At 36.5% G+C, this 20710-nt stretch carries 23 protein-coding genes; 9 read left to right on the top strand and 14 right to left on the bottom strand.

What is annotated here, in order from left to right:
- The first annotated feature begins 1 nt into the window (after position 1).
- The 7 genes from ACODST_RS24980 (at position 2) to ACODST_RS24950 (ending at position 5143) form a co-directional block, all read left to right on the top strand.
- Entirely contained in the window at positions 2 to 1270 is a 1269-nt protein-coding gene (locus ACODST_RS24980) for an ABC transporter permease (protein ID WP_488934815.1), read from the top strand.
- A 4-nt stretch (positions 1271 to 1274) separates the two neighbouring features.
- Complete coding sequence (locus tag ACODST_RS24975; RefSeq protein WP_488934814.1) at positions 1275 to 2174, top strand: hypothetical protein; 900 nt, start codon at positions 1275 to 1277, stop codon at positions 2172 to 2174.
- Between the two features lie 165 nt (positions 2175 to 2339).
- The gene (locus tag ACODST_RS24970; protein ID WP_488934813.1) at positions 2340 to 2573 is read left to right on the top strand and encodes a hypothetical protein; all 234 of its coding nucleotides are present in this window, start codon (positions 2340 to 2342) and stop codon (positions 2571 to 2573) included.
- A complete protein-coding gene (gene yidD / locus ACODST_RS24965) occupies positions 2570 to 2851 on the top strand; it encodes a membrane protein insertion efficiency factor YidD (RefSeq protein ID WP_488934812.1) in 282 nt (93 codons plus the stop codon). The genes ACODST_RS24970 and yidD overlap by 4 nt, the downstream gene beginning before the upstream one ends.
- A gap of 89 nt (positions 2852 to 2940) precedes the next feature.
- Entirely contained in the window at positions 2941 to 3360 is a 420-nt protein-coding gene (locus tag ACODST_RS24960) for a hypothetical protein (protein WP_488934811.1), read from the top strand.
- 11 nt (positions 3361 to 3371) lie between these two features.
- Positions 3372 to 3581, top strand: a complete 210-nt coding sequence (locus tag ACODST_RS24955) for a hypothetical protein (protein WP_488934810.1) — start codon at positions 3372 to 3374, stop codon at positions 3579 to 3581.
- Between the two features lie 209 nt (positions 3582 to 3790).
- On the top strand, positions 3791 to 5143 hold the full coding sequence (locus ACODST_RS24950; RefSeq protein WP_488934809.1) for a GH1 family beta-glucosidase: 1353 nt from the start codon (positions 3791 to 3793) through the stop codon (positions 5141 to 5143).
- 89 nt (positions 5144 to 5232) lie between these two features.
- On the opposite strand, the gene ACODST_RS24945 is transcribed toward ACODST_RS24950, so the two are convergent.
- Positions 5233 to 5766, bottom strand: coding sequence for a 5' nucleotidase, NT5C type (locus ACODST_RS24945; RefSeq protein WP_488934808.1), 534 nt, complete (start codon positions 5764 to 5766; stop codon positions 5233 to 5235).
- An 88-nt stretch (positions 5767 to 5854) separates the two neighbouring features.
- Here ACODST_RS24945 and ACODST_RS24940 point away from each other — a divergent pair, with 88 nt between their 5' ends.
- Positions 5855 to 6604 (top strand): DeoR/GlpR family DNA-binding transcription regulator, encoded by a 750-nt coding sequence (locus ACODST_RS24940; RefSeq protein WP_488934807.1) that lies wholly within the window; start codon positions 5855 to 5857, stop codon positions 6602 to 6604.
- Positions 6605 to 6686: 82 nt separating this feature from the next.
- On the opposite strand, the gene ACODST_RS24935 is transcribed toward ACODST_RS24940, so the two are convergent.
- From ACODST_RS24935 to ACODST_RS24875, 13 genes are all read right to left on the bottom strand, one after another.
- Positions 6687 to 7016, bottom strand: a complete 330-nt coding sequence (locus tag ACODST_RS24935; RefSeq protein ID WP_488934806.1) for a GNAT family N-acetyltransferase — start codon at positions 7014 to 7016, stop codon at positions 6687 to 6689.
- The gene (locus ACODST_RS24930; protein ID WP_488934805.1) at positions 7009 to 7254 is read right to left on the bottom strand and encodes a hypothetical protein; all 246 of its coding nucleotides are present in this window, start codon (positions 7252 to 7254) and stop codon (positions 7009 to 7011) included. The genes ACODST_RS24935 and ACODST_RS24930 overlap by 8 nt, the downstream gene beginning before the upstream one ends.
- The gene (locus ACODST_RS24925) at positions 7254 to 7418 is read right to left on the bottom strand and encodes a hypothetical protein (RefSeq protein ID WP_488934804.1); all 165 of its coding nucleotides are present in this window, start codon (positions 7416 to 7418) and stop codon (positions 7254 to 7256) included. Before ACODST_RS24925 ends, ACODST_RS24930 begins: the two co-directional genes overlap by 1 nt.
- A gap of 158 nt (positions 7419 to 7576) precedes the next feature.
- The gene (locus tag ACODST_RS24920) at positions 7577 to 7942 is read right to left on the bottom strand and encodes a hypothetical protein (RefSeq protein ID WP_488934803.1); all 366 of its coding nucleotides are present in this window, start codon (positions 7940 to 7942) and stop codon (positions 7577 to 7579) included.
- Between the two features lie 140 nt (positions 7943 to 8082).
- Complete coding sequence (locus ACODST_RS24915; RefSeq protein WP_488934802.1) at positions 8083 to 9522, bottom strand: TolC family protein; 1440 nt, start codon at positions 9520 to 9522, stop codon at positions 8083 to 8085.
- Positions 9515 to 12682 (bottom strand): efflux RND transporter permease subunit, encoded by a 3168-nt coding sequence (locus tag ACODST_RS24910; protein ID WP_488934801.1) that lies wholly within the window; start codon positions 12680 to 12682, stop codon positions 9515 to 9517. The genes ACODST_RS24915 and ACODST_RS24910 overlap by 8 nt, the downstream gene beginning before the upstream one ends.
- A 112-nt stretch (positions 12683 to 12794) precedes the next feature.
- Positions 12795 to 13877: an efflux RND transporter periplasmic adaptor subunit gene (locus ACODST_RS24905; protein WP_488934800.1), complete on the bottom strand. Its 1083-nt coding sequence runs from the start codon at positions 13875 to 13877 to the stop codon at positions 12795 to 12797.
- A gap of 174 nt (positions 13878 to 14051) precedes the next feature.
- Positions 14052 to 14426 (bottom strand): hypothetical protein, encoded by a 375-nt coding sequence (locus ACODST_RS24900; RefSeq protein WP_488934799.1) that lies wholly within the window; start codon positions 14424 to 14426, stop codon positions 14052 to 14054.
- A 190-nt stretch (positions 14427 to 14616) separates the two neighbouring features.
- The gene (locus ACODST_RS24895; RefSeq protein ID WP_488934798.1) at positions 14617 to 15021 is read right to left on the bottom strand and encodes a GNAT family N-acetyltransferase; all 405 of its coding nucleotides are present in this window, start codon (positions 15019 to 15021) and stop codon (positions 14617 to 14619) included.
- 102 nt (positions 15022 to 15123) lie between these two features.
- Entirely contained in the window at positions 15124 to 15516 is a 393-nt protein-coding gene (locus ACODST_RS24890; protein WP_488934797.1) for an ACT domain-containing protein, read from the bottom strand.
- Between the two features lie 20 nt (positions 15517 to 15536).
- Entirely contained in the window at positions 15537 to 17408 is a 1872-nt protein-coding gene (locus ACODST_RS24885; protein ID WP_488934796.1) for a M1 family metallopeptidase, read from the bottom strand.
- A gap of 222 nt (positions 17409 to 17630) precedes the next feature.
- A complete protein-coding gene (locus tag ACODST_RS24880) occupies positions 17631 to 19211 on the bottom strand; it encodes an NADP-dependent glyceraldehyde-3-phosphate dehydrogenase (protein WP_488934795.1) in 1581 nt (526 codons plus the stop codon).
- 74 nt (positions 19212 to 19285) lie between these two features.
- Complete coding sequence (locus tag ACODST_RS24875; protein ID WP_071634709.1) at positions 19286 to 19597, bottom strand: rhodanese-like domain-containing protein; 312 nt, start codon at positions 19595 to 19597, stop codon at positions 19286 to 19288.
- 473 nt (positions 19598 to 20070) lie between these two features.
- On the opposite strand from ACODST_RS24875, the gene ACODST_RS24870 reads away from it, so the two are divergent.
- A partial coding sequence (locus ACODST_RS24870; protein WP_488934844.1) for a Crp/Fnr family transcriptional regulator occupies positions 20071 to 20710 on the top strand: 640 nt, incomplete at its 3' end.

Below are 20710 nucleotides of genomic sequence, written 5' to 3'. Positions count from 1 at the left end.
TATGAAACCACTTTCACAATTATTTAGTTTAAAAAAAGTCGAAGATTCTCTCTCTAAAACTTATGAGGGAAATGAAGAAGACAGAGAACAGATCCGGATTACCTATTATCAAAGCGGTTTTGCAGCTTCGATAAAAGCTACTGGAAAACCCATTGTACTAAAAGCCTGCCTGCAAAACCTGTATATGAGTTTTGAAGATCAGTGCCGAAAACAAAAAATGGAACAGGATCGTTTAAAACAGCCTTATCGTGAGGAACAGGAAAAAAACAGAACTGAACTTAAAAAATCTGAAGCTGCAATTGGTATTTATGAAAAAAAAGAGCAGGATCTCAATGAAAACATGGATCAGATCAAAAACGAAATTATCGAAGTAAAACGTAATCCGGACAAATATGGAATCGAGGAAGGAAAAGGGCTCAAAGCTCAATTTTACATCGGACTTATTCTATTACTTCCCATCACGCTTTATGTTCTTGTATTTTATATTTCTGCTTCTTATTCTGCCTTTTTCAAAGAATTTTCCAATGACAGTTTAACAGCTGCCATTTTTGATGCCGATGCTTTTACAAATGCTTTTCAAGCCAGCTGGCTTGAAGGAGTTTTGGTAATAACCATTCCATTTGTTTTTATGGGATTAGGGTATGTTATACATATGGTTCAAAAAGGAAAAGGAATCAAAAATATTCTTAGGCTGGCTGCTCTCTTTACCATTACTTTTCTCTTTGATTCACTTTTGGCCTATATCATTGAGAAAAAAATATATGAATTCAATAAGACAACTGATTCTGCTCCGTACAATCTAAACATTGCTTTGGGAGAACCAGAATTCTGGATGATCATATTCGCAGGTTTTGTTGTCTATATTATTTGGGGACTTGTATTTGATTTTGTTATGAAAGAATTTGAGAATATTGATAAAATTCGGGCATTTATAAGAGGCAAAAAAGAAAACTTACTTAATCTTGAAAAATTAAAGACCGAATATGCTAACAAAATCAATGATTTTAAGCAGCAGATCGTTATAATAAACGGAAAAATATCTGAACTTCAATCCAAAATAGACGGTTTCGTTTTTCCTGTAAAAGAATATCTGCATTATCACCATCAATACAAAGAAGGCTGGTTTCAGGCAATTGGTACTGAATTGGCTTTACCCTATAAAGAGAAAGAAGAGCTTTTGCAAAGCTGCGAACTTTACTCAGAAGAGCATTTAAGCAAACTCAATTTAGTAGATCCTGATTTTCAACATTTGGTATATTCTAAAAACTAAGCTCATGAAACATACTTTACTAAAAGTCTCAGCATCGTTATTATTGATTGCCTTTTTTTCATGCAGAGAAGAACCTAAAAATGAGAAAAAAGAATCAGCTGTAAAAAATACTGTCTCTGAAAACTACAACATTAGTATTTTAGTTGATTTATCAGACCGTATAAGTCTCCGCAAAAATTCAAATCCAGCAATGGAAATCTATCAAAGAGATTTAGGATATATCAAATCAGTATCTGAAGCTTTTGCCCAGCATTTAAAATCGAAAAGAATAAGACAAATCGAGGATAAAATGCAGTTGTTCTTTAATCCCGAACCTAAAAATCCTGAGATTAACTCCATTGCAAAAGAATTGAGGATTACAGTAGACAAAAATAATGCTTCTCGTGAATTGCTTAACTCTGTAAGTTCAACTTATGCTTCAAAAACTTCCAAAATATATCAAGCCGCCATTCAAGATAATAACTATATAGGATCTGATATCTGGGACTTTTTCGACAATAAAGTTCAGGATCAATGCATAGAAAGTGAATATCGAAATATTCTGGTTATACTAACTGACGGATATATGTTTTACGAAGGAAAACAAATAAAAAACGGAAATTTATCAAGTTATCTAACTCCTCAGTTAATCAAACAAAATAATCTGAATACCAACGACTGGCAGAAGAAATTTGATACCGGAAATTTTGGTTTTATTAACGTTGGTCACGATCTATCAAATCTTGAAGTACTGGTACTGGGAATAAATCCGGTTAAAAACAATCCTTACGAAGAAAAGGTAATCAAAGCCTATTGGAGCAAATGGCTGAAAGAGATGAAAGTAAAACATTTTGAAATTAAAAATGCCGATCTGCCTTCTAATATGGATACTATTATCAGAAATTTTATTCTGGCAAAAAAATAAAACTGCTTCCCGTAAAGTTTTAAAAGAGGAATTTTAAATATCCTCTTTTTTCTGTTTAAAAACTTCTAAAAAAAAACTCTATTACGGATTTCCATACCATACTGATTTTGATTGGCTTTACTTTTGAATTATGAAATCATTTAGTAATAATCAAATCAAAAAATCATGGAATACAAAGTAGTGCCATTCGTGGCCTCAATCGATCCTAAAAAGGGAACTTCTGAACATGTTGCTGAACAGCTGGAAAGTTTAATAAAACATTTCGCCAATCAGGGCTGGGAGTATATTCGTTTAGAAGTAGTCTCGACTTACGTTCATGCGCAAACCGGCTGTTTTGGAATTGGGGCTCAGCCTGGATTTACAACCAATAGACAAATGGCCGTTTTTCAAAGAAAATGAAATATTTAATCCTGTTTGTTATCCGAATATATTGGAAGACGATTCCTCCATCTAAAAGGAGAGAATGTATTTTTAAAAAATCCTGTTCCAATTATGTTTTTGAAATAACTCAAAAAAAAGGTTTTATAAAGGGATTAAAAGCATTCTTGTTTCGATACAAAAACTGCCGTGGAAGCTTTGAAATTTTTCGAAATCCAATAAATAATAATATACAGATACTTCTTCCTTCTCAAATAATTATTAGCAGGGAAGAAATTGCTGAAAGATTAATTCAATAAAAAAACCTCGAATTCCCGTATAAGTACTCATTTTAAAGAACATAATTCTAATTAGATTTATCGCAGCTAACTAAATACCACAAGTGCCTATGCCTAAAAAATACTTACTCCTACTTTCATTTTTACTCCCTGTCCTGTTTTCCTGCAGAAGAACAGATGCCCCTCCTCCCGCTTCGCAGATCAATTCATTTTATAAACCGGTAATAACAGCCGATGACCGTAAAACAATTACGCCGGAAGAGGCCAAAACCTATCATGTTAATACCACTTATAAATATGAATACAGAACCGGAAATCCGGGGCATTATAAATACAATTATGATGTAAAAGGAATAAACAGCAAAGGCGATTCCGTTTTTGGAAACATTAATACCGAGGGGAAATACGGTGCCGGAATTTTAGTCACAGACACTGTTCCGGAAATTGAAATTAATACGGAATGGGTTTCCCACGGAAAACTTAAAGCTCTTGATAAAAAGGGAAATGAATACCAGCTTGTGGTAAAATAAAAAAACATATCATGAAATATACCTTAATCATACTAACCTTATTTTTGACTTCTTTCAGACCGCCCGAAACCAAAGTGTATATCTGCGGTTCGGCAGGAGCCAAAAAATACCATCTTAAAGAAACCTGCCGGGGTTTATCCTCCTGTAAGCAGGAAATTGTAAAAACATCACTTAAACAGGCTCAGGGGCAGGGGTTGACAATTTGCGGATGGGAAGATTAAGTCTTCCCATTTTCATTATTTAATCATTTGATAATAATGAGTTTACAATAATTTCACATTAGTTTTTTTAATTTGATATAAAACTAATCATTATGAAATTATTTAATCTAAATTTTCTGGTATCATTCAAAGAATGGCTTTTTTTAAGAGCCATGCAATCTTCTTTCCTTCATTAATAAACCGTTTAAAATAAAGGAAAGTACTATTGAATGAATAAAATTGAAAACTCATTTCTGAACAAAAACCAATTTGGTGAGGATTTCTTGTGGGGTGTTTCTACCGCTGCTTTCCAAATTGAAGGGGCACATGATTCTGACGGAAAAGGTTCTTCGATCTGGGATGTTTTTACCTCTCAGAAAGGAAAAATAAAAAACGGCCATCATGCCCTTACCGCCTGTGATTTCTATAATTCTTATGAAGATGATATTAATCTGATCCGGGAATTAAACATTCCAAATTTCAGGTTCTCCATAAGCTGGCCCAGAATTATGCCTTCAGGAACTCATCCCGTAAATCAGGCCGGAATTGCTTATTACAACAAAATTATCGACACGCTGCTGGCTTCCGGAATTGAACCGTGGATTACGCTTTATCATTGGGACCTGCCGCACGAACTCGAATTAAAAGGCGGCTGGACCAGCCGTGAATCCGTGACCTGGTTTTCTGAATATGTGGAAGTCTGTACCCGTCATTTTGGCGATCGTGTTAAAAACTGGATGGTAATCAATGAACCTTCGGTATTTACCGGAGCGGGCTACTTTTTAGGAATTCATGCTCCCGGTAAAAAAGGGATAACCAATTACCTAAAAGCCATGCACCATGTTACGCTGGCCACCGCTGCAGGAGCTAAAATTATTCGGAACCAGATTCCACAGGCCAATATAGGCACCACATTTTCCTGTACCCATATTGAACCGGCAACCGACAACGCTAAAGATATCGAAGCTGCTAAACGGGTCGATACACTTTTAAACCGTACATTTATTGAGCCTATCTTAGGTTTAGGTTATCCACAGAAAGATCTTCCGGTACTAAAAAAACTCAATAATTATATTCTGGACGATGATTTAAATAATCTCGATTTTGACTTTGATTTTATCGGTCTGCAGTGTTATACGCGCGAAGTGGTAAAATCATCCATGCTCATTCCTTATATTGGTGCCGAATTGGTCAGCGCTGAGAAACGAAATGTAATTTCGACCGAAATGGGCTGGGAAGTGTATCCGCCTGCGCTGTATCATGTGCTGAAAAAGTTTAATGAATACGAAGGAATCAAAAAAATTATCATTACCGAAAATGGCGCTGCTTTTCCTGATACGGTAACCAACGGTAAAGTATTCGACATCAAACGAACCCATTACATACAGGATCATTTAGAACAAATCTTAAAAGCTAAAAATGACGGCTTAAACGTAGAAGGGTATTTTGTATGGAGCCTGACCGATAACTTTGAATGGGCCGAAGGTTACAATGCCCGGTTTGGATTAATTCATGTTGATTTTGAGACCCAGAAACGGACCATTAAAAATTCCGGATTATGGTTTAAAGACTTTTTGTCCTAAGAATCTTTTTTTGATATAAAACAAAAGCCTTTCAGGAATTCCCGAAAGGCTTTTTCTTCAAAAAACAACTATTATAACCTTTTATAAGTTTATAGTGTTTCCTTTAAAACCGCTACCGCCTCTTTCCAGTTGTTCACTCTTAAGTGATGCGTGTGGTTTACATTATGAAATGCGGTAAACATTATAGGCTTACCCATACAGTAATCCAGATTTTTACAATGATCATCAATCATATAGTCTGTATTAATGATTCTTTTACTGCCGCACAAAATGATGTTTTCCCATTTAATAAAAGGAAAATGCTCGCCCAGCCAGGCTACTTTTTCGGCTAATGAAATGGGAAATTCGGTTGCAGCAGAGACAATAAAAATTTCAAAATTTTTCTGTAATTCACGTACACTTTCCACAGCATCCGGCATTACAGGAAGCGATCTGAAAAAATTATCTTTATTTAAAACCTTAACTAATAAGTCTCTTTCCTTAAAAGCTTCTTCTTCACTTAGGCCCTGAATACTTTCCTTTGTTAAACTGGTTCCGTATGCTGAATTATAATGATCTAGTAACTGAGATTCAAAATCGGCCAGTACACCATCCATATCAATTGCAATAGTTTTCTTTTTCATTGTAATTTTATTTTGCGGTAAAATTATGCAAAAATTGCAAAACATTGCAGTTTTTAACTTATTTTTGCAATATAAAACCGCAGATAAAATGAAAAAGGAAGAACGTCAAAAAGCGATATTAGAATATTTATCTAAAGAACACCGTGTTAGCTCCATAGAATTAAGCGAATATCTGAGTGTTTCAGAAGATACGATAAGACGTGACTTAAAAGAGCTTTCAGATCAGGGACTTTTAAAAGCTGTCCGCGGCGGTGCGGTTGCTCCTTCTCCTATTCCGCTGCATTATCGAAAAAGAGAAAAACACGATATTGAGAACAAAAAAATTATTGCGCAAAAAGCAATCTCATACTTAAAAGACGGTCAGGTTGTATTTATAGATGGCGGAACAACTTCTTTGGCATTAGTAGCCAGTTTTCCTTATGATTTAAAATTAACGGTTATTACCAACAGTTTTCCGGTAGCGGCCTTAGCAGAAGACCTGCCTAATATTGATTTAATTTTTGCCGGAGGAAAAATGTGCAAAACGTCCTTTACCACTTCCAGTATCGAAACCATGGATTTTTTTAGAAACTTCAGGGCCGATGTCTGCATTTTAGGGATCTGCAGTATTCATCACGAACGCGGTATTACCGGTATTTTGTATGATGATTCGATGCTGAAAAAGAATATGGTTCAGAATTCTAATTTCGTGATTGCTTTGAGTTCTATTGAAAAAATAGAAACAGCCGAATCTTATTTTGTCTGTCCCATAAAAGACATCAATGTTTTGGTAACCAATGTTTCACCGGAAGAAGAAATTTTAAAAGTGTATCAAAATTCCGGATTGACTATTTTATAATTTTCAAAAATTAGCTGTTATCTTATCATCCATTTGATATTTTACCTTCTAAGAAAGGCAAAAAACAAAATGAAAGCTATCTTTAATCAGAAACTTCATTTAAGGTATTCATTAGTGGTCTCAGATCATAAAACATCTGTCTTGTATCTTCTCCATTATCTTGTTCAGAAAGAAATCTAAAACCCAGTTTTTCATAAAACCCAAGTGATTTTTCATAGGCATCAACTGTTATCAATTGGCAGGCACATTTACTATTTTGCTCTAATGCAAGATCAATAACAAAATTAACTAAAGCTCTGCCAATTCCTTTTCTTTCTTTTTTTGTAGTTTCACAGACTGCCAGTCTGCCTATTTTTATAGCCGGGAATTGTCTCAGATGCCTTTTCGATGCTCGATAATCTCTTTTATCCATCTTTTAAAAGCAGTTTTAGAAGCAAATTGATTTTCCTGAACAGCCAAGGCATCATTATACTTAAATAAGCAATCGTTTTATTTTCGTTTTCCAGAATATAGGTTGTTGCTAATAAATCTTTTTTATAAGGTACGGCTTTGTCGTTTAAAAAGCTATTCAGGTCAGTATCGCCACACTCAAAAGGCTTGATCTGTGTTCTGGAGTTTAATTTGAAAAATGAAAATCCGGTAAAAGGCATTAATTAACTTTTAAAAGTTCTTTTAAATTATTAGCATCCTTTTGAATCTCTTTCAATGATTCTGTACTCACTTTTTTATCCCGGTTCAAATCGATCGTTTTATAAAAGTCAACTGCTTCTTTCCCTTTCACAACAGGCGTATTTTTAATTGGTTTTGCCATCATTCACTCTTTTATATACTAATTTGCAGGTTTCTAAAATACAAACAAAAAGTATATACACAATAATTGAGAGATAAAAAGTAAAAATAATCTTATATAAAAATCAAAAGCCTTTCAAAAATTTAATTTAAAAAGGTTTTTTTTTGATGGTATTTTATCAATCAACGAAATCTGTATTTGTATGCCTGTTTTAAAATCCCGACGTGGATTTTACCATTACTTTTTAAGTGAGAAGTTACCAGTACATATTTTTCTTCGGGATAACGTATTTCATACTTAAACAGGGTATCTTTTACTTTTATCTGAAGCTCGTGTTTTCCCACATCTGAAACTGATAAGGAAACCGTTTCATAAGAAGGCATTCCGTTTGCTGCTTTTAAGTTAATTTCCTGAACTTTTTTTTGGTCCAGAAGTATTTCCATTTTCAGATTATCTAACTTCCTGTCGGTAGGCTGTTCAAATGAAACCACCATTTTTTTGCACGCCGCAGCGCAAAGAATAAGCAATAAAAACAGAAACTTTTTCATAGCAGCTTTTTATTATTTTATAAATATAAATATTTTTCGGTTTATTTCTTATTTTCTCATCAGCAATAATACTAAATACAAAAAAGCCTTTCAGAACTTTACTTCCGAAAGGCTTTTTCTCTACAAATTAACTGGCAAAATTATTTCCATCCGCCGCCCAGGTCTCTGTAAACATGAACAGCAGCATTTAATTGTTCTTTTTTAGTATCTATCAGCTCTAATTTAGCTTCCAGTGCATCTCTCTGAGTCATTAAAACTTCAAAATAGTCAACTCTGGCCGATTTAAACAAGTCGTTTGAAACATCAATTGATTTGTTTAAAGCTTCTACCTGCTGTGATTTTAAATCGTAACCTTTTTGAAGGTTTTCGATTTTAGAAAGCTGGGTCGAAACTTCGAGATAAGCATTCAAGACAGTACGATCGTAATTGTACAAGGCCTGAAGCTGTCTTGCATTGGCACTTGAAAATTCAGCTTTAATCGCATTTCTGTTGATCAATGGCGCCGCAATATCACCTGCCAGGGAATATAAAATAGATTCAGGGAATGTAAACAAATAAGAAGGTTTAAAAGCCTGAACCCCAAAGGCAGCTGAAATATCCAGTGAAGGATAAAACTCGGCACGGGCCACTTTTACATCCAGTTTAGCCGCCACCAATTCCAATTCGGCCTGTTTAACATCCGGACGATTGGTTAACAACTGAGACGGAATTCCTGAGTTTACAGCTGCCGGAAGCAGATCTGTAAAGTTCGTTTTGTCTCTCTTAATATCCTGCGGATAACGTCCTAGCAAAAAGTTGATTTTGTTCTCGTTTTCTTTAATTTTCTGCAGAATATCAAATTCCAGACTTTTTGAAGTTAAAACCTCAGCCTGAAACTTCTGAACTCCCAACTCAGTCGCTCTCGCAGCCTGTTTTTGTACTTTTACAATTTCAAATGCATTAGTCTGTAATGCAATGGTTTGTTTTACGATATCCAGCTGACTGTCTAAAGCCAGTAATTCATAATACGAATCGGCTATTTCAGCAATCAGGTTGGTAATCACAAAGTTTTTCCCTTCCACTGTGGCTAAATAGCGATTTACGGCTGCTTTTTTAGAATTGCGCAGTTTTTTCCAGATATCTACTTCCCAGTTAGCATAAGCCGCAATGGTATAGTCCGGTAACGGATCCGGTGTTTCAACGCCCGGTTTAATTTCGGTTGTAGCATCACCCGCTCCCTGACTGGTATAACGGCCAACTTTTTCAATTCCTGCTCCTGCACGAACGCCCACAGAAGGCAGTAAAGCACCTTTACGAACCCTGATATCATTCTTTGCAATTTCAATTTCCTGCAAAGTCATGTTCAGTTCCTGATTGTTTTTTAAAGCAATATCGATCAGTTCAACCAGGTTTTGATCCTTAAAGAAATCTTTCCATTTTAAGGCTGACATATTGGCCGTGTCCTGAGATTTTGCGTTTCCAAATGCTTCAGGAACCGGAGCACTTGTACTTGCTGTTTCAGCTGCAGGGGCTTTACATGCTGCTACGGCAAGACATAAACCCAGTGCGATACTGTATGGATATAATTTGATTTTATACATGATTGTTATCAATTTCTTCTGTTAATGGATTTTCTTCTTCATGTTTTACCAGTTTGTATCGTTCGGCTATTTTAGCAAATATGAAATACAAGCCCGGAATCACAAATACCCCGCAGATGGTTCCTACGAGCATACCTCCGGCAGCTGCAGTACCAATAGTTCGGTTACCAATTTTACCCGGTCCGGTTGCAAAAGCCAGCGGTAATAAACCTGCAATAAAAGCAAACGAAGTCATCAAAATTGGACGGAAACGTGCTTTTGCTCCTTCCATAGCAGCTTCTAAAACAGATTTCCCTGCAGCATGTCTCTGAATAGCAAATTCTACAATCAGTACCGCATTTTTACCCAATAAACCTATAAGCATTACCATCGCCACCTGAGCATAAATATTATTTTCTAATCCTGTTAATTTCAACAGAAGGAAAGCTCCGAAAATACCGGCCGGTAAAGAAAGAATTACAGACAGAGGAAGTACAAAACTTTCGTACTGTGCCGCTAATACCAGATACACAAATCCTAAACAGATCAGGAATACCCAGATCGCCTGATTCCCCTGAGCCACCTCATCGGCAGAAATACCGGCCCAGTCAATGTCATAACCTCTCGGTAACTTTTTAGCTGCCACTTCCTGGATTACTTTAATAGCTGTACCGGAACTGTAACCCGGAGCAGCAGAACCGCTTATCTGTGTAGAAGTGTACATATTATGTCGGGTAATTTCTGAAAGTCCGTATACTTTTTCCAACCTCATAAAAGCAGAAAAAGGCACCATTTCGTCACGGTCATTTTTAACATACAATTTTAAGATATCATCCGGCTGTGCACGGTATTCCGGAGAAGCCTGAACAATAACTTTATAGTTAATTCCGAATTTAATAAAGCTGATTTCGTAGTTACTTCCCACAAGGGTTGACAAGGTATTCATGGCATTTTCGATAGAAACTCCTTTTTGCTGTGCCAGATCATTATCCACTTTCATCATATACTGAGGAAAACTCGAACTGTAAAAACTGAATACATTGGACAATTCAGGCTGTTTGTTCAGTTCGGCCACAAAATCATTGTTTACCTGCTCCATTCTTTTATAATCACCTGAACCTGTTTTATCTAATAAACGAAGCTCAAATCCTCCGGCAGCACCATAACCCGGTACAGCAGGCGGCTGGAAAAATTCGATATTTGCTCCTGCAATATCTTTACATTTTTCCTCCATTTCTTTCATGATCTCCAAAACAGATTCTTTTCTGTCACTCCAGTCTTTAAGGTTTACCAGACAGGTTCCGGAGTTCGCTCCCGTACCTTCAGACAGGATTTCATAACCTGCTAATGAGGAAACCGATTTTACACCATCGATTCCTTCTGCAATTTTCTGAACTCTTTCTGCAATATTATTGGTTCTTTCTAATGAAGATCCCGGAGGAGTCTGAATAACGGCATAAAACATTCCCTGATCCTCATTCGGGATAAACCCTGAAGGAACCGTACTGCTTATCAGCCAGGTTCCGGCACAGAAACCAAGAAGTGCTACTACAGTAACTACTCTTCTGTCAATAATTTTGGCCAGCAGGTTTTGATATTTACCCTGTGCTAAATTGAATTTTTCATTAAAAGCATCAATGAATCGGTTTGCCGGTGTTTTCTTTTTAGGTACACCATGATTATTTTTTAACATCATCGCACAAAGTGCCGGTGTTAATGTCAGAGCCACAATACCCGAAAGTATAATAGCAGTCGCCATCGTAACCGAGAACTGTCTGTAGAACACCCCTACCGGTCCGGACATAAACGCCACTGGTATAAATACTGCCGCCATCAGGAACGTAATCGCAATAATTGCCCCCGCAATTTCGTGCATTGCTTTTTTAGTTGCCTTAAATGGCGACAGATGCTCTTCTTCCATCTTGGCATGGACGGCTTCAATAACCACGATCGCGTCATCGACGACGACCCCAATGGCCAGAACCAGTGCAAACAATGTAATTAAGTTCAGCGAAATGTCGAAGAAAGTCATAAATACGAAGGTTCCTACCAGCGATACCGGTACCGCAATAGCCGGAATAACCGTTGAACGCCAGTCTCCTAAGAAAAGGAATACTACCAAACCTACCAGAATAAAAGCTTCAACAAGGGTGTGAATTACTTTTTCGATAGAGGCGTCCAGGAATTTAGAAACGTCATACGAAATTTCATAATCCATTCCTTTTGGAAACTTTTGTTTGATTTTTTCCAGTTTCGCTTTTACTTCTTCAATAACCTGATTGGCATTACTTCCAAAAGACTGTTTCAATACAATAGCCGCAGACGGTCTTCCGTTCAAATTGGAATAGATATCATACATCGAGCTTCCAAATTCGACTTTGGCAACATCTTTCAGTCTCAATAGCTCTCCGTTTGGATTGGCTTTTACAACAATGTTTTCATATTGTTCTTTCGTGGTAAAACGTCCTGAATATTTTAATACATATTCGAACGCCTGAGAACGTTTACCGGAACTTTCTCCTGTTTTTCCCGGAGAAGCTTCCAGACTCTGACTTGATAAAGCTTCCATTATCTCATCGGCAGAAATTTTATACGCCAGCATACGGTCCGGTTTCAGCCAGATACGCATTGCATATTCACGTGTTCCTAAGATATCTCCGGAACCAATACCGTTTACCCTTTTTAATTCTGAAAGTACGTTGATATCAGCATAGTTATACAGGAATTTCATATCTGTATTTTTATCTGTACTGTAAAGGTTCACGTACATCAGCATACTTGGTACTTCACGGGTAATTTTAATACCTTCTCTAATTACCAGCGGAGGAAGTTTGTTGGTAACAGAAGCCACACGGTTCTGCACATTTACCGCTGCCTGGTTAGGATCGGTTCCTAAATTAAATACTACTTTAATTGTAGCTTCACCGTCGTTTCCGGCATCAGAAGCCATGTATTTCATTCCCGGAACCCCGTTTAAGGCTCTTTCCAGAGGAATAATAACCGCTTTGATCATCAATTCACCGTTAGATCCCGGATAATCTGCAGTAACATTCACCATAGGAGGCGAAATAGTAGGGAATTGTGTAATAGGTAAGTTTAATACCGACAATACTCCTAAAAAGACAATTATGAGCGATATCACTATCGACAGAACTGGTCTTTGAATAAATTTATTAAACATTTTTATCTTTTTTAAATGATTAAACTAAAAGGAAATCAATACGCTTTCAGCACCGTTTTTCGTAACACAGCTCTAACTAAGTACCAAAAAACGGCATACTGAGCACTTTACTTTATTCTGCTTTTAAGCGTAAATGATTCATTACCTCTTTAGGAGATTCGTAATCATATTTAATTTTGTCGTTTTCTTTTACTTTCTGTACTCCTTCCAGCAGGATTTTATCACCTTCCGTAATTCCGCTTTTGATTACATATAAGTCAGGGATTTCACCTGTAATTGTAATTTCTCTTGAACTTACTTTACTGTTTTTATCCACCACAAAAACATATTTTTTATCCTGGATTTCGTAAGTAGCTTTCTGCGGGATTATAATTGCATTTTTAAGAGGTACATTCATCTGAACCTGTCCGGTTTCACCGTTTCTTAATAATTTTCCTGAATTTGGGAATCGGGCTCTGAAAGCAATGTTTCCGGTTTCATTATTGAATTCACTTTCAATAACTTCCACCTTTCCTTTTTCTTTAAAAACATCTCCATTGGCTAAAACCAAAGCCACTTTATTATCGGCACGGTCTTTAATATTGGTTTCATACTGAAGGTATTCAGGCTCAGAAACATTGAAGTAAGCAAACATCTGGCTGTTATCAGAAAGGCTGGTTAATAATTCACCTTCGTCAATTAAACTTCCCAGTTTTAAAGGGATACGGTCAATTGTTCCGTCAAAAGGAGCTCTGATTTCGGTAAAGGATAAATGAAGTTTTGCCAGTGCTACTTCAGCTTTTGCCGATTGTAATTTAGCCTGGGCAACACTTAGTTCGTTTTTAGAAACGATATTTTTATCGGCCAGTAATTTAGCATTCTGCAGTTCAATTTCTGATGATTTTTGTTCTGCCTGTGCTTTCAGGAGTTCTGCCTGGTACATATTAGGCATAATTCTGAACAACAATTGTCCAGCTTTTACAAATTGTCCTTCATCAACATAAATATTTTGTAAAAACCCTTTTTCCTGGGCACGAAGCTCGATATTTCGAACCGATTTTATTTGTGAAACGTATTCTTTGGTAAACGAAGTATCGATTTTAACCGGGTTGGTAACCGTAAATTTTTCTACTTCTTCTTTTTCTTCTTTTTTAGATGTACAACTAGTCAGGCACACCATGGCAATCAAGCCAGTGAACACAATAATTTTTTTCATGATTTAGTTTGGAAATTAAGCGATTGAATGCTTGGAATTAAAATTCCTTTGGATGTTAAAATGCATCGGTAAGCCTCAGGTCAGATCTTAATTTTCATATATGCGGAAGCAGAAAAATATACAGCAGCAAGATATGCAGGATCACAACTCAGGTAACCGATGTATACTTTTTAATCAAATTCTTAATACTCGCTGAGTAATGTAGATAGGATTTGAATGCCCGAAGACAGGCGTAGAAATTTTAAAAAGACTGGAACCATTTCCAGCAGACTGATCTGAAAGTGCCAGATACAAAGCATCTACTAAACTGTACGAAGCAGCAAAAAGCTTGTTCGTAAGTAAATTAGCATCATCATTTCCCAGAAGATCTTCTTCAAGATCAATATCAGCATCTTCGATAATAGAAGTACCCCGATCCTGATTAGTGAATTTCACTCTGTGTTTCTGTTCAAGACTGTGATGATGAGAAAAAGTATTCGCATTAAGATATTGGCCTCCGCCGAACAGAAGCATATTCATGAATACTAAAAATACTATTAACTTTCTCATTTGGGTGCGAAAGTAGTAAAAGAATCAAAACAAAAAAAGAATTTTTAACAAGGTTTAACAGTTTGGCAAAACGAAATCGTTTTCAGTGTTTTGTTATTTTAAAATTTAGGTGAAAAAGGATTCACTCAAAAACCAAAAACAACACAAATAACTAATAATCAAAACCTTAACCCTGATACAAAAGTTTTTTCTATAGCAGTACTTCCATTATAGTAAATTCCTGACCGGCTTTTATAAAGGTATGAGGAGTCTCTTTCATGCCGAATTTTTCGTAGAAAGACTTTTTACTGCTTCTGGCATTGCACCAGACTTTCTGTAAATTCCTGTTTTTGGCAAATTGTAAAATGTGTTTTAAAAGCTGCGACGCGATCCCTTTTCCCTGATGTTTTTCTAAAGTAGCCAGTTTTCGAAACTGCATTTCCTGTTCTTCTATAAAACAGGAAACTATAGAAACTAATACATCATCTTCAAAAACCCCAAAATGAAATCCTGAATTGTCTTCTTCTAACTGTACAAATTCAAAAGGCTGATCCGGCCACATAACTTCATGTCTGATCTGCCAGGTTTCTGATGCCTGTATTTCTTTTATTTCCATTTTATCTGCTTTAAAATAGTTTTCACTTTCTGTCTCTGTAAATATAAAAACCGCCCCTGATTAAAGAGGCGGTTTTATAAAATATTTTGCAGGTCGTTTTATTTAATCTGAAAAGGAATGTAAAACGGTCATTGCCTTTGCCAGGTCTTTTTTATTTACAAAAATATGATCATGATAATAGGCCGCCACCACATTACAGCTGATTTCATGCTCCGAAAGTGCTTTTGAAAAAGCGGCAGTTAAACCAACCGCTTCCAGAGACGAATGAACCGTAAGCGTAATCCAGGACATTACAACACTGTAATCCAGATTTAACTTTTGGGCTGTTTCTTCTTTAAGAATCAAGGTTAGAGCTTCTTCTTCCCTAAAAATCATATCGATCTCGTCTAAATCTAATCCGTTCAGATCTTCTGTTTTACAAAAAACATAATCGCCCGGTTTGTGCACCGGTTTCATGCTTTTTAGTAATTTCTGCAAATCTTTTTCTCCCGACATTTTTGCTGTAATTATTATTTTTATTTACTGTTCCATGAATTATTTTCCGGCGTTGCATCCATGAAAATACCTCCGTCAAGCGTAATTTTTTTAGGCAGTTTTTTGGCACTAAAACTTACCGATGCCGTTTTTTGATTTTTCTCCCATACGGCTGGAGTCTGGTGAATGGTTTCTGTTGAATTATCATCGTATACGATCACCACATCAAACGGAATCGCAAAACCTCCTTTGTTTTCTATCGAAAGGGTATTTTTTGATACATTTTTCACCGCAAGGTCAATATAGTTGTTGGTAAAGAACCAGTTGTTAAAAAACCAGTTTAAATTTTTCCCTGATCCGGTATTCATCGAGTTAAAATAATCCCATGGAATTGGATGTTTCCCGTTCCAGGTATCCATATAATGATGAAGTGTTTTTTTGAACAAATCATCTCCAAGCAGATCCTTTAAAGCCAGATAAGAAAGTGAGGCTTTTCCGTAAGAGTTATTTCCGTAACCCTGCGCCGAAACCTGAGTTGACATTGAAATTATGGGCTGATCTTCTTCTGTCGATTTGTCGTTAATATACTGCTCAACCCTGAATTCTTTATAGAATTTATCTGCTGCTTCTTTTCCATGTTCTGCAATTCCAATCAGATATTCAAAAGTCGTTGCCCAGCCTTCGTCCATGTACGCATAACGGGTTTCGTTGATTCCCATATAAAACGGGAAATAAGTATGAGCCACTTCATGATCCTGTACCAACTGTGCAAATTTTGGGTCATCCATTTGCGAATCGTTACACATCATAGGATATTCCATATCGGCAAAACCCTGAAAAGCAGTCATTTTTGAAAACGGATACGGAACTCCCGGCCAGTTATTAGAAAACCAGTCCAAAGCAAACAGATTGTTTTTAACCGAATGGACAAAATCAGTTCCTTTTACATTATAAGCCGCCTGTACGCTGGCACGACGGTTTGTTTTTTTATCTACCACAACGCTGCTGGCATCCCATAAATAATGATCGCTTAAACCAAAGCAGACATCTGATATGTTTTTGGCTTCAAATTTCCAGGTATTCCATTCGTTCTGCTGGGTCACCACTCCGTTTTTCATTTCCTGCTCGTTAGCAATATGCAGGATTTCATTTGTTATATAGGATTTTTTCAGACGAGCTGCAAATTCCGGCTGTAACACCTCATCCGGATTTAATAAATCGCCTGTAGCGTATACCACAAAATTTTTAGGTGCTTTTACAGAATACACATAATCATTAAAATCATTATAAAACTCCTGACGATCTGTATGCGGTAATCTGTCCCAGCCATTATAATCATCAAAAACAGATACTCGCGGATAACTGTAGGCAACAAAGAAAGTTGATTCGTCAATCTGCCCTTCTCTTCCGCTTTCTTTAGACAAAGGATAATTCCAGTCAATATTAATTGTTATTTTAGAATGCGGTGCAATGGCTTTTTTCAATTTCACATTCCCCACTGTTCCCCAGCTTCTGGCATCTTCTTTATAGACTTCATTGGCTACTTTTAAAGACGTAATCGTTAATCCGTTACTTAAAAAATCGTCGCTTACATTGCCGCTTCGGGGTGCCGAAGGTTTATGAAGGTTGTTTACAAATCGTATGACCAGATTTCGTAAACTGTCATTACTGTTGTTTTCGTAAACGATCGTTTCGGTTCCGGTTACTATTTTGGTTTTGGCATCTACGGTAATGTCCATAGTATATTTACCATGGTTCTGCCAATAATTTTTTCCGGGTTTTCCGTCCATTGAACGGGTTCCTTTGGCATACGCTTCTTTAATATTTCTGGGCATATAAAGCTCTTGTGCAAAGCCTGACTGCACCAAAAACAAAACCGCCATAAGAACAAGCTGAGATAGTCTTTTTTTCATAGGTAATTTTTTGGTTTGATAATTTAAAATGATAGTTATAAGACCGGGATTTTAAAATAAAGTTACATTTTTTGTAAAAATACTATTAAAAAGTTAGAAAAATAAACACTATCTTACTCATTTTCAACTCGTATCCGCAGCAAACTATATTTCTTATAAAGAAAAACCGCCTTAATCCAAACAGAAAAAGACGGCATCTACAATTAATATATAACCCTGATACTACAAAATATAATCGGTATTAATGAAATTGGATTCTTTGCTGTTAAGCAGTTCCTGCAGGATTTCATTATTATAAGCGATATCTTTTGAAGCGACAAACGTACGAATTGAGAAAGAACGTAAAGCATCCGGAATACTTAAGGTTCCTACAGCTGAATCTTTACGTCCTGTAAATGGAAACGCATCCGGTCCTCTCTGGCAGGAACTGTTCAGGTTTACGCGGCATACTAAGTTTACCAGAGCATCGATAAGCGGTGCCAGGGTTTTTATATCTTTCCCGAATAAACTTACCTGCTGCCCGTAATTAGACTCGGCCATATCTTCTAAAGGTTCCTGAATATCTTTGAAAGAAATAATTGGAACTACAGGACCAAATTGTTCTTCGTGGTACACGCGCATTTTGCTGTTTACCGGATATAAAACGGCCGGAAAAATATAATTATCGGTATGTTTTCCTCCTTTTTCATTCAGGATTTCTGCGCCTTTGCTTACAGCATCGTCAATTAATCCCTGAATATAATTTGGTTTTTCGGTTTCCGGAAGCGGTGTCAGAGAAACGCCCTGATCCCAAGGATTACCAAATTTAAGTGCATCTACTTTTTCAGAAAACCTTTTATTAAATTCTTCTCTGATAGATTCATGAACGTACAATACTTTTAAAGCCGTACAACGCTGTCCGTTAAAAGACAAAGTTCCCGTGATACATTCCTGAATAGCCAGATCTAAATCGGCATCCGGTAAAATAATGGCCGGGTTTTTAGCTTCCAAACCTAAAATTAAACGAAGTCGGTTTTTATTTGGATGCTGATCCTGTAAGGCAATCGCCGATTTACTGTTTCCAATTAAAGCCAGTACATCGATTTTTCCTGATTTCATAATTGGCGAAGCTACTTCACGTCCTCTTCCGTACACGATATTGATAACGCCTTTTGGAAAACTGCTTCTAAATGCTTCCAATAATGGAGAAATACATAAAACACCGTGTTTCGCAGGTTTAAAGATCACGGTATTCCCCATAATCAAAGCCGGAATTAATAATGAAAAAGTTTCGTTTAACGGATAATTATAAGGCCCAAGACACAAAACAACACCAAGAGGTCCACGGCGGATCATAGCGTTTACCCCCTGCACTTTTTCAAAATGCGAACTGCGTCCGTTTAATTCTTTATAGCTGGCAATTGTATCATAGATATATTCAACCGTTCTGTCGAATTCTTTTTGCGAATCGCCAAGGTTTTTTCCAATTTCCCACATTAAAAGTTTCACCACTTCCTCACGGGTTTCTTTCATTTGTTTAACGAAATTCTCCATGCATTTAATACGGTCAGCCACTTTCATTGTAGGCCATAAACCCTGGCCTTTATCATAAGCAGCGTTTGCCGCTTCAACAACTTCTGCCGCTTCTGCTTCGGCCATGAACGGAATCGATCCTAATAATGTAGGCGTATATTTTTCTGTAGACGAAATCGTTGAAAACACAGGTGTGGTCTGTCCTGTCCATTGTTTCAACTCCCCGTTTACAAGATAAGTATCCTGATTTATAAGGGTTTTAATTTCAAATTCTTCGGGTATTAAACTCATAATCTGGCAATTTTTAGTTTGGTTATTAATAGTTTTTTAATGAAAAAAGAGGCTTTTTTTGCCTCTTCTTCTTTTTATGGTTGTACGGTTTCGCCTTCCCAGTCCAGTATACCACCAAGCAGATTGTAGGCATTTTCTATACCCAGCTCGTTCATGATCTGACATGCTTTGGCGCTTCTGGCTCCGGAACGGCAGTACACGTAATAGTTTTTATTTTTATCCAGTTCTTCTATTTCATAAATAAAACCCTGACCTTTATTGATATCAATGTTTAGAGCATTTTCAATATAGCCATCATTAAATTCGTCCTCAGTTCTTACGTCCAGTATAACTGCATTCTCGTCAGCAGCCAGCTGATTAACCCAATCTTCTTGTGATAAATTCATAGTATGTGTTTTTTGTAAAATTACGACGTTTCTAGTTATTAAAAACGTGCCAAATGCGATTTCGATTATTATTCTCAGAAAACGTTTTAGAGAAAGTATTATAATCAGTGATTTACAAATTTACTTACTATTTTTAAAAATATAGTCTGCAAAACCGATAGAAAATAGGATTTTTTCATTTACATAAAATTCATCCTAAATATGATTTTCTGACAATTAATCCCATTTCAATCTGTTATCTTTACAAAAAATTACAATTTTTAATTTCTTTTTGATAAAATATTCCGTTGCCGGTTTTACAGATTTCCGAAAAGAAAACAGCAGAAATCAGCGCTGCGGCGATTAAAAAAGTAATTTAAAAAATACAGCAGACAATTGCTATTTAAGAAAAAATGTTCGCCATCAAATTCAAAATTAATACCGGAATCAATTCGGGAAAATTTGTGAAATTAGCGGCAGAAAAAAAACAATACATGCAAAATTCATTAAAAACCATCTTTCCTAATTTCTCCAATGAACTTATTGCAACCATTGAAGAAAATGGAAGCCATCAGGAGTTTAAGGCCGGAACTATTTTAATGCGTACCGGACAGTACATTAAAAACACGGTTTTGATTACCAAAGGAAAAATCAAGATTTACCGTGAAGGCGAAGACGGAGGCGAATTTTTAATGTATTACCTGCAGCCCGGACAAGCCTGTGCTATTTCGATGATCTGCACGGCCAAAAGTGAGAAGAGCCAGATTATGGCCAAAGTAGTCGAAGATGTTTCGGTTATGATGATTCCGCTGCAAATGATGGACAAATGGATGATGGAACACCGTTCCTGGTATGAATTTGTAATCGAAACGTACCGAAGCCGTTTTGAAGAGGTATTGGAAGTAGTAGACAATATTGCCTTTCGTTCTATGGACGAACGTCTGGAATTTTATCTAAAAAGACATTCTGATGCCTGCGGCTGTTCTGAGGTAAACCTTTCGCATCAGGAAATTGCCACTGAATTAAATACATCGAGAGAAGTAGTTTCGCGTTTACTAAAAAAAATGGAACAGCGCGGACTGGTAAAACTCAACCGAAACCAGATTGAATTGTTAAACACCAATTTCAATAATT

Source organism: Flavobacterium sp. FG19 (assembly GCF_057809475.1).
Note: the sequence above shows the minus strand (reverse complement) of the source record. Positions and strands in the feature narration are given on the sequence as shown.

Bases quoted from the DNA above. Each gene is read 5' to 3' on its own strand.
- ACODST_RS24940 (WP_488934807.1), top strand. From the start codon at position 5,855: ATGAAAAAGGAAGAACGTCAAAAAGCGATATTAGAATATTTATCTAAA.
- ACODST_RS24960 (WP_488934811.1), top strand. From the start codon at position 2,941: ATGCCTAAAAAATACTTACTCCTACTTTCATTTTTACTCCCTGTCCTG.
- ACODST_RS24885 (WP_488934796.1), bottom strand. From the start codon at position 17,408: ATGAAAAAAAGACTATCTCAGCTTGTTCTTATGGCGGTTTTGTTTTTG.
- ACODST_RS24935 (WP_488934806.1), bottom strand. From the start codon at position 7,016: ATGGATAAAAGAGATTATCGAGCATCGAAAAGGCATCTGAGACAATTC.
- ACODST_RS24915 (WP_488934802.1), bottom strand. From the start codon at position 9,522: ATGTATAAAATCAAATTATATCCATACAGTATCGCACTGGGTTTATGT.
- ACODST_RS24930 (WP_488934805.1), bottom strand. From the start codon at position 7,254: ATGCCTTTTACCGGATTTTCATTTTTCAAATTAAACTCCAGAACACAG.
- ACODST_RS24945 (WP_488934808.1), bottom strand. From the start codon at position 5,766: ATGAAAAAGAAAACTATTGCAATTGATATGGATGGTGTACTGGCCGAT.
- ACODST_RS24880 (WP_488934795.1), bottom strand. From the start codon at position 19,211: ATGAGTTTAATACCCGAAGAATTTGAAATTAAAACCCTTATAAATCAG.
- ACODST_RS24955 (WP_488934810.1), top strand. From the start codon at position 3,372: ATGAAATATACCTTAATCATACTAACCTTATTTTTGACTTCTTTCAGA.
- yidD (WP_488934812.1), top strand. From the start codon at position 2,570: ATGAAATATTTAATCCTGTTTGTTATCCGAATATATTGGAAGACGATT.
- ACODST_RS24900 (WP_488934799.1), bottom strand. From the start codon at position 14,426: ATGAGAAAGTTAATAGTATTTTTAGTATTCATGAATATGCTTCTGTTC.
- ACODST_RS24875 (WP_071634709.1), bottom strand. From the start codon at position 19,597: ATGAATTTATCACAAGAAGATTGGGTTAATCAGCTGGCTGCTGACGAG.
- ACODST_RS24925 (WP_488934804.1), bottom strand. From the start codon at position 7,418: ATGATGGCAAAACCAATTAAAAATACGCCTGTTGTGAAAGGGAAAGAA.
- ACODST_RS24905 (WP_488934800.1), bottom strand. From the start codon at position 13,877: ATGAAAAAAATTATTGTGTTCACTGGCTTGATTGCCATGGTGTGCCTG.
- ACODST_RS24970 (WP_488934813.1), top strand. From the start codon at position 2,340: ATGGAATACAAAGTAGTGCCATTCGTGGCCTCAATCGATCCTAAAAAG.
- ACODST_RS24980 (WP_488934815.1), top strand. From the start codon at position 2: ATGAAACCACTTTCACAATTATTTAGTTTAAAAAAAGTCGAAGATTCT.
- ACODST_RS24920 (WP_488934803.1), bottom strand. From the start codon at position 7,942: ATGAAAAAGTTTCTGTTTTTATTGCTTATTCTTTGCGCTGCGGCGTGC.
- ACODST_RS24910 (WP_488934801.1), bottom strand. From the start codon at position 12,682: ATGTTTAATAAATTTATTCAAAGACCAGTTCTGTCGATAGTGATATCG.
- ACODST_RS24975 (WP_488934814.1), top strand. From the start codon at position 1,275: ATGAAACATACTTTACTAAAAGTCTCAGCATCGTTATTATTGATTGCC.
- ACODST_RS24895 (WP_488934798.1), bottom strand. From the start codon at position 15,021: ATGGAAATAAAAGAAATACAGGCATCAGAAACCTGGCAGATCAGACAT.
- ACODST_RS24950 (WP_488934809.1), top strand. From the start codon at position 3,791: ATGAATAAAATTGAAAACTCATTTCTGAACAAAAACCAATTTGGTGAG.
- ACODST_RS24890 (WP_488934797.1), bottom strand. From the start codon at position 15,516: ATGTCGGGAGAAAAAGATTTGCAGAAATTACTAAAAAGCATGAAACCG.